Source organism: Mucilaginibacter sp. (assembly GCF_028288105.1).
Lineage (GTDB): Bacteria > Bacteroidota > Bacteroidia > Sphingobacteriales > Sphingobacteriaceae > Mucilaginibacter.
Map to the genome: position 1 here is coordinate 1 of NZ_JAQBOI010000250.1, position 13,036 is coordinate 13,036.

Annotated in this window: 13 protein-coding genes; 6 read left to right on the top strand and 7 right to left on the bottom strand. The window is 41.2% G+C overall.

The genetic code is table 11. The features are described 5' to 3' along the window. The 3 genes from JWQ85_RS16805 to JWQ85_RS16815 all read left to right on the top strand — a co-directional run. Positions 1-2,004 (top strand): translocation/assembly module TamB domain-containing protein (locus JWQ85_RS16805; RefSeq protein ID WP_299470045.1); only part of this gene is annotated, 2,004 nt, incomplete at its 5' end. Continuing rightward, positions 2,001-4,259 carry a BamA/TamA family outer membrane protein gene (locus JWQ85_RS16810; RefSeq protein WP_299470047.1) on the top strand — a complete coding sequence of 753 codons (2,259 nt, stop codon included), beginning with the start codon at positions 2,001-2,003 and terminating at the stop codon, positions 4,257-4,259. The genes JWQ85_RS16805 and JWQ85_RS16810, both read left to right, overlap by 4 nt. An 89-nt stretch (positions 4,260-4,348) precedes the next feature. Beyond that, the gene (locus tag JWQ85_RS16815; protein ID WP_299470049.1) at positions 4,349-4,780 is read left to right on the top strand and encodes an aspartyl protease family protein; all 432 of its coding nucleotides are present in this window, start codon (positions 4,349-4,351) and stop codon (positions 4,778-4,780) included. 17 nt (positions 4,781-4,797) lie between these two features. Here the strand turns inward: JWQ85_RS16815 and JWQ85_RS16820 are convergent, their stop codons facing one another. The 4 genes from JWQ85_RS16820 to gyrB all read right to left on the bottom strand — a co-directional run bounded on the left by JWQ85_RS16820 (position 4,798) and on the right by gyrB (position 8,651). Continuing rightward, entirely contained in the window at positions 4,798-5,493 is a 696-nt protein-coding gene (locus tag JWQ85_RS16820) for a hypothetical protein (protein WP_299470051.1), read from the bottom strand. After that, positions 5,490-6,164: a hypothetical protein gene (locus tag JWQ85_RS16825; RefSeq protein WP_299470053.1), complete on the bottom strand. Its 675-nt coding sequence runs from the start codon at positions 6,162-6,164 to the stop codon at positions 5,490-5,492. Before JWQ85_RS16825 ends, JWQ85_RS16820 begins: the two co-directional genes overlap by 4 nt. Next, entirely contained in the window at positions 6,161-6,499 is a 339-nt protein-coding gene (locus JWQ85_RS16830) for a PadR family transcriptional regulator (protein ID WP_299470054.1), read from the bottom strand. Before JWQ85_RS16830 ends, JWQ85_RS16825 begins: the two co-directional genes overlap by 4 nt. Positions 6,500-6,692: 193 nt before the next feature. Continuing rightward, positions 6,693-8,651, bottom strand: a complete 1,959-nt coding sequence (gyrB, locus tag JWQ85_RS16835; protein ID WP_299470056.1) for a DNA topoisomerase (ATP-hydrolyzing) subunit B — start codon at positions 8,649-8,651, stop codon at positions 6,693-6,695. Positions 8,652-8,849: 198 nt separating this feature from the next. On the opposite strand from gyrB, the gene JWQ85_RS16840 reads away from it, so the two are divergent. The 3 genes from JWQ85_RS16840 to JWQ85_RS16850 all read left to right on the top strand — a co-directional run bounded on the left by JWQ85_RS16840 (position 8,850) and on the right by JWQ85_RS16850 (position 11,144). Next, complete coding sequence (locus JWQ85_RS16840) at positions 8,850-9,449, top strand: OmpH family outer membrane protein (protein WP_299470058.1); 600 nt, start codon at positions 8,850-8,852, stop codon at positions 9,447-9,449. A gap of 100 nt (positions 9,450-9,549) precedes the next feature. After that, on the top strand, positions 9,550-10,029 hold the full coding sequence (locus tag JWQ85_RS16845) for a nucleoside deaminase (protein WP_299470060.1): 480 nt from the start codon (positions 9,550-9,552) through the stop codon (positions 10,027-10,029). Between the two features lie 332 nt (positions 10,030-10,361). After that, positions 10,362-11,144 (top strand): hypothetical protein, encoded by a 783-nt coding sequence (locus JWQ85_RS16850; protein WP_299470062.1) that lies wholly within the window; start codon positions 10,362-10,364, stop codon positions 11,142-11,144. Between the two features lie 9 nt (positions 11,145-11,153). Here JWQ85_RS16850 and JWQ85_RS16855 read toward each other — a convergent pair whose 3' ends face one another. The 3 genes from JWQ85_RS16855 to kdsB are packed head-to-tail and all read right to left on the bottom strand — an operon-like array spanning position 11,154 to position 13,033. After that, positions 11,154-11,486 carry a DUF6122 family protein gene (locus tag JWQ85_RS16855; protein ID WP_299470064.1) on the bottom strand — a complete coding sequence of 111 codons (333 nt, stop codon included), beginning with the start codon at positions 11,484-11,486 and terminating at the stop codon, positions 11,154-11,156. Between the two features lie 40 nt (positions 11,487-11,526). Next, positions 11,527-12,306 carry a 3-deoxy-8-phosphooctulonate synthase gene (gene kdsA, locus JWQ85_RS16860; protein WP_299470066.1) on the bottom strand — a complete coding sequence of 260 codons (780 nt, stop codon included), beginning with the start codon at positions 12,304-12,306 and terminating at the stop codon, positions 11,527-11,529. Next, positions 12,293-13,033 (bottom strand): 3-deoxy-manno-octulosonate cytidylyltransferase, encoded by a 741-nt coding sequence (gene kdsB, locus JWQ85_RS16865; protein ID WP_299470068.1) that lies wholly within the window; start codon positions 13,031-13,033, stop codon positions 12,293-12,295. The genes kdsA and kdsB overlap by 14 nt, the downstream gene beginning before the upstream one ends. Positions 13,034-13,036: the final 3 nt, after the last annotated feature.

Sequence of the window (13,036 nt, forward strand, 5' to 3'; positions counted from 1 at the left end):
ATTAATGGAAACGCGGAGATAAGCAACTTCCAAAAATCACCGGTATTTACCACGGCTATAAACGTAAGCGATTTTAATTTTAAAGGTGATACCCTTGGTAACATAGCCCTTAAAGTAAATAACCAAACTGCCAATGCCTATGCCGCTCAAATGAGCATTACAGGCAAGGGTAACCAGGTTGACCTGAATGGTATGTATTATACTTTGCCCGAAAGCAGGTTTGATATGACCCTGAATATTGTTAACCTGGGGATGAAGAGTATAGAAGGGTTTAGCTTTGGCGCTATTAAAAACTCCAGCGGCAACATTACCGGGCAACTAAAAATAACGGGGACAACCACCGCACCTGCCGTGCGGGGCAATGTCAATTTTAATAAGGTGGGCTTTAACGTAAGTATGCTTAACTCCTACTTCACCATGCCGCAAGAGAGCATTACGTTTAATGATGAAGGTATCCGTTTCAACGATTTTACATTGGTTGATTCTACTAATAATAAAGCGGTTGTTTCTGGTTCTATCTATACCAAAACCTACACCGATTTTAAATTTGGGATGAACATCCGCTCGAATAATTTCAGGATGATAAATTCTACCAGGGCAGATAACAAATTGTTTTATGGTAAACTTTTCATGGACAGCGATATCAAAATACGCGGTGATATGGCCAAGCCGGTTGTTGATGCTACGCTTACCGTTAACGATAAAACCGACATGACCTTTGTATTGCCAACCAGCGACCCGGGTGTTGAAGACCGTAAGGGTGTAGTTGAGTTTTATGATGCAAGCGCACCAAAAATGGATTCCATATTAATGGCCCGCCAGTTAGATTCGCTAAAGCAATCGGAATTAACAGGGCTTGATGTAAACGCTACTGTTAATATTGACAAAAACGCCAACTTTACCATTGTGGTTGATGAGCGCAACGGTGATGTAGTTCATCTGAAAGGTGAAGCGCACCTAAGCGGAGGTATCGACCCAAGCGGTAAAACCAGCTTAACCGGTACTTATGTGGTTAGCAGCGGTTCATACAACCTGTCATATGCCACGGTATCGCGTAAGTTTAACTTTAAACCGGGCAGTACCATCACCTGGACAGGTGACCCAACCAGTGCTAACATTGACCTGACCGCTATCTACGTGGCTAACGTCCCACCTATCGATCTGGTAGCTAACCAACTATCAGACGAGAACCCCACTCAGTACAAGCAAAAACTACCGTTTAACGTAAACCTTAATTTGAAGGATGAGTTGATGAAACCAAACATCAGCTTTGATATTACCCTTCCGGATAGTAACTACAACGTATCTTCTGATGTAACAACCAGGGTTGGTACCCGCCTGGCGCAAATTAGGCAAGACCCTAACGAGTTGAATAAACAGGTGCTGGGTGTATTGGTACTTGGCCATTTTATTGGTGATAACCCATTACAAAGTCAGGGTGGAAGCGCAGGCGTTGAAGGTGCTATCCGTAGTAGCGTAAGCAGCTTACTATCCGACCAATTGAATAGCCTTGCAGGCGGCCTGATATCCGGCGTTGATTTAAACTTCGGTTTAACCTCCGGGCAGGATTATTCGTCCGGCACGGCCACGAACCGTACAGACCTGAACGTTGGGCTATCCAAACGTTTCCTTAACGACAGGCTAACAGTATCGGTAGGCAATAATTTTAACCTGGAAGGTGCCCAGCAGGGGCAAAAAACATCTAACATAGCGGGTAACGTATCTGTAAATTATAAGTTGAGCAAAGACGGGCGTTACACCCTGCGTGCTTACCGTAAAGATGAGTTTGTGGTAATACAGGGACAGATCATTGAAACAGGTGTTGGTTTCTCACTTACGGTAGATTATAACCGTTTCCGCGAAATCTTCCGTAAACGTACCGAGCAGGAAAAAGCGATGCGCCGCAAATATAAAGAGGAACAAAAGATAAAAGACGAACAGGAAAAGGCATCACAGCAAAAAGACAAAGAGGACAGAACTAAGACCCAGACCACAACCTTATGATAAAACGTATAATATATTTGCTATCACTGGCTGTAATACTAAACGCTTGTAGTACCACCAAATACGTACCCGAGGGTGAAAAACTATATACCGGCGGTACAGTTAAGGTTGAAGATAAAGCTATATCAGGCGGGGATGCTAAAGACCTAAGTAACGAAATGAAGGCATTAATACGCCCTAAGCCAAATTCATCGTTATTGGGGATGCGAATAAAGTTGTGGTTATATTACAAAACAAAAAACCGCCATGGTTTTATACAAAAGTTTTTAAGCAAATATGGCGAACCACCAGTATATGTAAGTCAGGTAGATTTGGCTAAGAACAGCGAAATTATGACAAACCGCCTGCAGAACGAAAGCTACTTTCAAGCTGCAGTAAGCGGTGACACCGTTGGTAAAAAGAAAACCGCCAAAGCTATATTTACCGCGTTGCCCGGCCCTTCATACACCATACGCAATGTTACTTTCCCAAGTGCTACAGATAACAGTTTGGATACCGCCATTAAAGGTACTACGGCTGGTACTCTTTTAAAACCCGGCGATAAGTACAACCTTGATGTTATTAAATCTGAAAGGATACGTATTGATGCCAGGTTAAAGGAAGAAGGCTTTTTTTATTTTGCGCCCGAACAATTAATAGTTAGGGTTGATAGTACCGTGGATAAGCATAAAGTAGACCTGGTTGTAAAAATTAAGGAGACCACCCCCGAAGAGGCACGCGAGATATATACGATAAGGAACATTTATGTTTATCCAAATTACTCGTTAAGGGATACTTCGTTAAAATTAGACCAAGCCCAGGCATACCGCTGGTATAATATTATTGACCCACGTAAAACCGCACGGCCATACCTTTTTGCTAATACGGTATTATTACACCCTAACGATGTGTATAGCCGCACAATTCATAACAACTCGCTAAACAGGTTTGTTAATCTGGGGCCATACCGCTATGTAAAAAACAGGTTTGAAGACGTAACACCCGATTCGCCAAAGTTAGACGTATACTACTTTCTAACACCCTACAAACGCAAATCGTTACAGGCAGAGATTATAGGCCGTACTACCTCCGCTAACTACACCGGCACACAAATAAATTTAAGCTGGCGAAACCGCAATGCATTTAAAGGCGGCGAGTTGTTAACCGTTACCCTTTTTGGTAGTACCGATGTGCAGATTGGGGGCCAAAATAATGGCTTTAATGTTTACCAGTATGGCGTACAAACCAGCCTTTCGTGGCCGCGCTTAATTCCGTTCAACATCAAATCATCAAATGCATATATACCACGTACTGTAGTTACATTGGGCTATACCTCGGTTGTTAGGCAAAAACTGTATTCGCTTAACTCCTTTACCGGATCATTTGGTTACCAGTTTAAAACAGACGTGCATAAATTGCACGAACTAAATATATTGGAGGCAACATTTGTAAAACCAAGAAATATAGATAGCCTTTATAGGGATAGTATCAATAATCCCAACAATCGTAACCCATCGCTTAAACACGTTATCGATCCTCAATTCACGTTGGGCCCAAGCTATGCCTATACATTTGATAACACTACCGAAGATTACCGCACTAACAGCATTTATTTCCGCGGGAAGCTGAGTTTATCAAACAATTTATATGGTATTATAAGTGGTGCCGACACGCTTGGCGGCAAGCCAAAAAAGTTGTTTGGCACCATATTTAACCAGTACGTTAAGGCCGAAAGTGAGATAAGGTTTTTCCATAAATTGAGCACCAGCAGTAAAATTGCTACCAGGTTTCTTGTGGGCGTTGGCTTACCTTATGGCAACTCTACCATTTTACCATATAACCAGCAATTTTTTATTGGCGGCCCTAACAGTTTAAGGGGCTTTAGGCCAAGGTCTATTGGGCCAGGCACGGTTGACCCTACCCCGCTTGGCGGCAACAGCTTTATTGCAGACCAAAGCGGCGACATAAAACTGGAGGCTAATATAGAATATCGCCAAAAGCTATTCAGTATTGTATACGGCGCTTTATTTGCCGATGCAGGTAATATATGGAATGCTAAACCCCATCAGCCCGGCGGAACATTTGGCCCCAAATTTTTAACTCAACTGGCCGTTGATGCCGGCTTTGGTTTAAGGTTTGATGCCACAATACTGGTATTACGTACCGATTTGGGTTTCCCGCTTGTTAGGCCCTATACCCCTGCTGGTGGATCGCGTACAATAAGCCCAAGCTTTAAAAACAGTATCTTAAATATTGCCATAGGATATCCGTTTTAAGCAAATAGTGAAATGTTGATTAGTGCGTTTGTGATTGGTATATTGCCGAACCTTAACCTGCCAATAACTAATGGTAGCAATTAAATTTAATGACCAAAAGAACCGTTTCCGTTCCGCTAAATATTATCGACTTGCATGGCGATGGCTTTCATCCAGTGCTGGATATTGTGGTATTTAATAAGCCCTTTAAAGTGGTGCTGGATACCGGCGCTTCACGTACCGCGTTTGATCACGAGCTTTTGGTACAAGCTAATGAGGAAGCGGCTATTATCGCCAGCGAACGGCTGTCAACCGGGCTGGGCACCAATACCATGGAATCATCCACAGCTATTATCGAAAACATTTGGATAGGTGATCTGCTCCTCCCCGAAATGGAAGTGGCCGTGCTTAACCTATCTACCATCAATGTAGCCTATCGCGAAATGGGGCACCCCGAGGTGTTGGGTGTTTTAGGCAGCGATATACTGATGAAGTACAATGCCGTGGTAGATTTTGGGAAGAAACGGTTATTGCTGAAGTAAACCTTGCGAATATAACTCTATACCACTTCTCTTTTTATAATTTGATTGCAGAGGCGTAAACAGCTTAAGTTAGTTATCATAAAAAATATGAGCACCACCACCAATGCCGGCAACGGGAGAAATTTTAATGAGTTATAATAATTATCGTCCGTATTACGGCTACCTGCTAAATAAAAAAAATGAGGTAAATAAAAAATGCTGTTTAGCAGCATAGCCGGCAAATACGTTTGCCCTATAAGATGCGCCTTTAATAACGACTTTCTGCCCTTATCTACTTTTATCTTTTTAGTGACGGCTATAAAAGTGTAGATGAGCGGCGAAAAAGCCAGTATAGCTATTGAAGTTATAAAAATTTTATGTACCAGTTTAGTATCGGGCATCACAAAACTCAGGCCTACACATATTGCGGTAAAAACCAATAATGACCAGGTTAGGTACCCCGCAAAAATGGTTTTAAACGTTTTGCCCATAAGCTTACGGTATATTTTCTCCTGCCCGGTAGCTAATTCCTCAATACCAACATAACCGTTAAAATGATCATCAACTACGTTTTGAAAAACTATTTCGATGCGTCTGGTATCCCCTTCTTTACGTTTAACCTCAATGCCCGTAACAATGTGGTCAAATATCTCATTATATATTTCCTGGTATTTGATATCGTATATCTTCATACGGTCAGTTACCCATTGTAGTTCTTCTGGCGATAGTATCATTTGGCTATAGCTGCATTTTTAAATTCACTCCTATACAATTTATATAAAGCCACGTTGTAAATAACGCCAAACAACAGCAATACAGTAGCGCTGTAATGATTTGTATTTTGCCATACTTTATAAAATGGGGTGTATACCCAAATCGTAAGTATTACAAAAATACGTAATGGCATGCCGGCCAATGTTTCAAACAATCTGTCTTTGGCCGACTTTTTAATGGTACCTAAAATATACCCCATGTTGTATAACCGCATCAAATAAATAACACCCGGAACAAAAATTATCAAAGCAAACATTACAGCAAATATGCATTCGGTAATAAACGCGCCAAACCTCATTTGCGATAAAAGATAATATGCAGCTAACGCGAAACCCGCTGTATATAATAAAGACGGAGCCTTAAAGCAGCCTACAAAATAGTCGGCAAACTTGCGAAGGCAATCTTTAACCAATGCGTTTTTACTGGTTCTTTCGGCTTTGAGTAAATTTTTAGCGCTGCCAAAATCACCGTTAATGATGTTATTTACAGCATCCTCGAACGAAATATTTTCCGGTTGATGTTCAATTGCTGATAAGATATGGTCGTAGATCTCTTCGTAAGTTTCCCGGTAGTTTAAAGTTTTATGCAGATAGCCCTGCAATACCTTTAGCTGTTGCTCGGTAGGTTTCATTTAGTCGCCGGTTTAAGGTTTAACAATGTTTGTAGTTGATCAATAAACGCCTGGGCCTCGGTTAATTTGCTGGTTACCTCTTTTCCTCCCTGTTCGGTAAGGCGGTAATATTTGCGTACACGATTATCAACCACCTGAGTAAATGTCTCCAAGAAACCATCTGCCTCCAGTTTATGCAAAGCGGGGTATAAGGCCCCTTCGGTAAGCATCATCCCGCCTTCTGATACTTCTTTTACCTTTTGGGTTATTTCGTACCCATACATCTGGTCGTTATCCTCCAGTAGTTTTAAAATGATGGTTTGCAGGCTACCTTTTAGTAATGGATTAGTGCTCATGACTCAAATATATAAATAATTTATATACATAAGGAAATTATGTATATAAATTTAAAAGTAAGTTTTAATACGATTGGTCATGGGTGAGCCAGTCCAATCATCTACGTGGGCAAATCCTTCGGCAAGCCCTCGGATAACATCATAAAAAAAGCCCTGCTTTTCAGCAGGGCTTTATATATCGGCACAAATACGCTTAGGTATCTATACGTGCGTAACGTGCATTTTTCTCAATAAATTCGCGGCGTGGGGCAACTTCATCACCCATCAGCATAGAGAAGGTATGATCGCATTCGGCAGCGTTTTCAATGGTCACCTTTTTAAGAGTACGGTGAGCTGGGTTCATGGTTGTATCCCATAACTGCTCGGCATTCATCTCACCTAAACCTTTATAACGCTGTACGTGTACGCTATCCTCTTTACCTCCACCTTTCAGGCGTTGTATAGCAACATCACGCTGCTCGTCTGTCCAGCAGTATTCAAACTCTTTACCTTTTTTAACCTGGTATAACGGTGGCGATGCAATGTACACATATCCAAACTCAACCAGTTCTTTCATATAACGGAAGAAGAAAGTTAAGATCAAGGTTGTAATGTGCGAACCATCCACGTCCGCATCCGTCATGATCACAATTTTGTGATAACGTAGTTTGGTTATGTTCAGTTCCTTCGCATCTTCCGGCGTGCCGATGCTAACACCAAGGCCGGTGAACATGTTCTTTATCTCTTCGTTCTCGTAAATTTTATGCTCCATGGCTTTCTCCACATTCAGGATCTTACCTCTTAAAGGTAATATCGCCTGAAATTCGCGGTTACGGCCCTGTTTAGCGGTACCACCCGCCGAATCGCCCTCTACGAGGTATAGTTCGCATAAAGTTGGGTCGCTGTTAGCACAATCAGACAGTTTACCCGGCAAGCCAGATCCACTCATTACACTTTTACGCTGCACCATTTCGCGTGCTTTACGGGCAGCTGCGCGGGCTGTAGCGGCAAGTATAACCTTCTGCACTATCATTTTAGCTTCCCTTGGATTTTCTTCCAGGTAGTTGCCTAAAATTTCGCCTACCGCAACGTTAACGGCACCACTCACCTCGCTGTTACCCAGTTTGGTTTTGGTTTGCCCTTCAAATTGCGGCTCCTGTACCTTTACCGAAATTACAGCGGTTAACCCCTCACGGAAGTCATCACCGGTAATTTCAATTTTCATGTTTTTCAACAAGCCCGATTTATCAGCATAAGCCTTAAGTGTACGTGTTAAACCCATCCTGAAACCGGCTACGTGTGTACCACCCTCAATAGTATTGATATTGTTTACATACGAGTGTACATTTTCGGTATAAGTATCGTTATACTGAAAAGCCAGTTCAACCGGGATACCTTGCTTAACCCCCTCCAGGTAAATTGGGTCGGGGATGATTGCCACACGGGTACCATCTAAATATTTAACAAACTCCCTTAGTCCACCTTCAGAGAAAAACTCTTCCATAATGACAGAACCATCGTCATTAGTTTCGCGTTCGTCTGTTAACGTTAGGCGGATACCTTTATTTAAGAAAGCCAGCTCGCGTAAGCGGGTAGCTAATGTTTCAAATTTATATTCGGTAGTTAATGTAAATATTTCCGGGTCGGGCTGAAAAGTTTGTGTAGTACCGGTGCGGTCTGACACGCCAATTTCCTTTACCTCAAATAAAGGTTTTCCCTGAGAATATTCCTGGGTAAATATTTTGCCATCGCGCTCAACAACGGTTTTCATATGGTTTGACAGCGCATTAACGCAACTTACCCCCACACCATGCAAACCACCCGATACTTTATAAGTATCCTTGTCAAACTTACCGCCGGCATGTAAAACGGTCATTACAATTTGCAATGCCGATACTTTCTCTTTTGTAGTGATACCTGTTGGGATGCCACGGCCGTTATCTACAACTGTAATGGAATTACCTTTATGAATAGTAACATTGATAGTATCACAATACCCGGCAAGCGCCTCATCTATTGAGTTATCAACTACCTCGTAAACCAAGTGGTGAAGGCCTTTTACGCCTGTATCACCAATGTACATGGAAGGTCTTTTACGTACAGCTTCTAAACCTTCTAAAACCTGTATATTATCCGCTGAATAATTTGATTTATCCTGATTTTTTTCGCTCATATTTGATTAATACAATAACCTTTCTCCAAGTGGAGTTCTATACACAAAAATACGATTTTTGCTTCATATTACGTTGAATATTGTGCAACATTAGTGCGATTGTGGATAAATATGACTAATAATAAACATGTTAATTAATGGTTAGGAAACTTGTGATGAAAGATTATATTTGTCAAAATTTTTTTTAAGATAAACAGAATGAAAATCAAGGCCTCAATTGTTACAAAATCAGTATTAGCATTATTAATTGCTGCAGGTGTATCTGCTTGTAACCAAAATAAAACAGATAGCAAACCAGCTGCTGCAACTACTGCAGGTACCGGTGCTACAACCCCTGAAATTGTTTACATAAACCAGGATTCGTTAGTATCTAAATACGATTACATTAAGGACATGAATAAACGCCTTGATGATAAAGGTAAGGCTGCACAAACTGATGTTGCATCACGCCAGCAAGCTATTCAACGTGAAATTGCAGAATATCAAAAAGCTGCCCCTACCATGCCTGCCGATCAACGCCAGGCTACTGAGCAACGCCTGCAACGTAAGGGACAAGAGTTTCAGCAATACCAGCAAAATGCAGGTGCGCAGGTTCAAAATGATCAACTAAGCGAGCAAACTAAGCTTTACGATAAATTGGTAGATTTTACTAAAGCTTATGCTAAAGAAAAAGGTTATAAAATGGTATTAACTACTCAAAAAGGTAACACTAACGTTTTATTTGCAGACCCAAGTCTTGATGTAACTGCTGATGTTGTAAAAAGATTAAACGAAGCTTATGCTAAAGACAAAAAATAATGAAAATGTGCAGATATGCTAATATGCAGATGTGCAGGTTGTAAATAAAAATCAATGAAAACCCCAGCTTTTTAGTTGGGGTTTTTTAATTTAGACTGATATGGAAGATAAAGGCAACGAAAAATTTATGCAGATGGCTATTGACCTGTCTGAATATAATGTAAAACAGGCGCAGGGTGGCCCTTTTGGTGCGGTAATCGTAAAGGATGGTATGGTTGTGGCACGCAGCGCAAACAAAGTTGTTACGCAAAACGACCCTACCGCGCATGCCGAAGTATCTGTTATACGTTTGGCCTGCCAGGAGCTGGGTACTTATGATTTAGAAGGCTGTGAGATATATACCAGTTGCGAGCCCTGCCCCATGTGCCTTGGTGCAATATATTGGGCACGTATTAGCAAAATATATTATGCCAATACAAAGAAGGATGCCGCCGACATTGGCTTTGACGATCATTTTATTTATGATGAACTGATACAACCAATGGAAAAACGCAAACTCCCTTTCGTACAACTAATGCGGACCGAAGCCTTTGCTGTGTTTAAACAGTGGGAGATATCAGAAAGTAAAACAGATTATTGATATAAAAGGCGCCATTGCGAGCGATAGCGTGGCAATCTCTTTAAGCTATTCGTTTATGCTACACGCGAGGATACCTGTTGCGCCAAAGCCTATCGGCCGATTTCATTATCCATAACAGTTTTTTATAATATTCCATTCCGGAATATAACTCCCAATTACTTTGCACATTGGGTAAGGGAACCCTTATATATTTTGTTTCTCTTTCAACAATTCATTAACAATTGCTAATCAGATATATAATGTGTAAATTTATTATACCAATAAGCCTAAGTGATAATATTTCAGAGTAGTTAGAATCTTAGGTGTTTTATCTCACATTTAAACTTAATCATATGAAAAAGATTTTCATTTATGCAACTTTATTAAGTTGCTTGATTTTAGGATGTAAGAAAAAAGAAAAGCCATCTCAGCCAAGCCAGGCAGGTGCATATGAACTCGAAAAACAAGTGCTTAGTCGCGGGGGCAAAGACTCTACGATTAAAAGAACTCAAATCAAAATTTATACAGATAACCACTATATGTATGCCAGTATAGTACCCGATTCATCTGTTGGGTTTGGTGTTGGCACTTATACACTTGACTCTAACAAAATTACGGAACGCAGCATTTATAGCAGCAGAGCGCTTGACTCATCTATAACCAGTAACCTTGAAATTAAAACAAAAGCTGATGGCTATACCCAAATCATTCCAGACTATGCCACAGTACAGGGTGTAAAATATGTTTTGACAGAAGACTATAAAAAATTCCCACCGGCCGATACCTCTGTACTTGATGGTTTGTGGAAATTGGAGAAAGCCTATACAATAAAAGGAAAGGACACTATACCAACCGATGTAAAACAGTATAAAATATTCTGGGGAGGACATTTTACCTTCATACACAGGCTGCCGCGAAATCCGGAAAAAACAAAATTCAAAAATGGTTTTGGCACCGGCACATTTACTTTTAAGGATGACATGCTCAGGGAAGAAGAGGTAACATCAAATTACGCTCTTCTTCGTGGCCATAAGTTTGCTATTAAGATTAAATTAAATGGCAGGGACGAATATACACAGGTAATTAACAGTGCTACGAATGGCCAATCTGTAGAAATATACAGGCGGGTTAAATAAGCATAATAATTAGAGCCACAAACAATCCTGCAGATCTGTAAGCATATGGAAAAGTAGCCCTACCGCTACTATCCTGGTTTTTGGAAAAAGCAACAGAACTAAATATACACTTATAGCATAATACGAATGTAATGGGTGAAAGCCGATACTACAGCGGTTTGGATCGAAAATAGGCCGGGCCAGCAAATGATCGGCATCAACTGCAATTGTAGCAACCATAATTAACCAGGCCTTTTTCCACCTATCCCTAAAAAACAGATATGCCAGTAAGCCCGGAGCTATAAAATGCAGCCCGTAATGCAATATGGGGCGCAGTGCATGCAAAAAATGAAAATTTTGCATCAGTAAAATTAAACTACATTTTACTGATGCCAGCAGTGCTTTATCCAATCAGCGATTTTATTAGCTCTTCCAGATCTTTTAAATAAAGCATATTTGGGCCATCGCTAAGGGCGTGGTCAGGATCTGGGTGGGTTTCTATAAAGTAACCGCTTACGCCAAACGCCCTTGCAGCGTGGGCCATGTTAGGTACAAACTTCCTGTCGCCACCGGTCTTGCCACCTGCACCGCCCGGGCGCTGTACCGAGTGGGTACAATCCATACACACCGGGTATCCAAATTCTTTCATATCATAAATATTCCTGAAATCGACCACCAGGTTATTATACCCAAATGAGTTTCCACGTTCGGTAAGGATAATTTGCTCGTTACCTGATTCCATTACTTTTTGTGCCGGGTAAAACATATCCTGGCCAGATAAAAACTGCGCTTTTTTGATATTTACAATTTTGCCGGTTTCTGCAGCGGCAACCAGCAGGTCGGTTTGGCGGCAAAGAAAAGCTGGTATTTGTAATATATCAACCACTTCTGCGCATGCTGCAGCCTGGAAAGGTTCGTGAATATCTGTTGTAACCGGCAAGCCAAATTTTTCTTTTACATTGTTAAGCATCTCCATACCCTTTGTTAAGCCCGGGCCGCGGTATGCATGCACGCTGGTACGGTTTGCCTTATCAAATGATGATTTAAATACAACCGTTATAGGGTATTTACTTCCAATTTCGGCAACCTTTTCGGCCACGGTATACAAAAGCTCCTGGTTCTCCATTACACAGGGGCCAACAATAAAAAAAGGTTTCTCGGTAATATCTTTATACAGTGCCATTGTCTTCTATTTTTTTACGTGCAAGTTCCAGGTCGGCGGGGGTATCTATACCCTTTTCAATGCCTTTCACTTCAATCATTTTAATTTTATAGCCGTTTTCTATCGCTCTTAACTGCTCCAGCTTTTCGATGCTTTCTAAAAACGAAACCGGCATGGTAATAAATTCTTGTAAGAACGAAGCCTTATAAGCATAAACGCCCATATGCTTTTTATAAACTGATACATCTTCCACCTCCCTATCCCTTGAAAAAGGAATGGCAAACCTTGAAAAGTATACAGCGTTGTTATTTATATCTGTTATAACTTTAACCAGGTTGGGGTTATTTAGTTCTTCTATGGTTGCAACCGGGGCGCAAACGCTGGCCATTACAGCATCGCTTTGCTGTAGGGCCGTTATTAACCTGTCTATGATACCTGCATCAAAAAATGGCTCGTCGCCCTGTACGTTAACAACAAGGTCGCACTCTATCTTTTCGACAACCTCTGCAATACGGTCGGTACCGCTGGGATGATCCTCGCGGGTCATTATTACATTTGGGGTAAATTGCCTGCAAACGTTAAATACCTCATCGCTATCAGCAGCTATCCAAATTTCGTGATGCAGGGTTGCCTTTAGGCAGGCTTCGTAAACTCTTTGTATTACGGGTTTGCCTCCCAGATCAAGTAGTACCTTTCGTGGCAAACGGGTAGATTTTAACCGGGCTGGTATAACAATGATCGCTTTCATTAT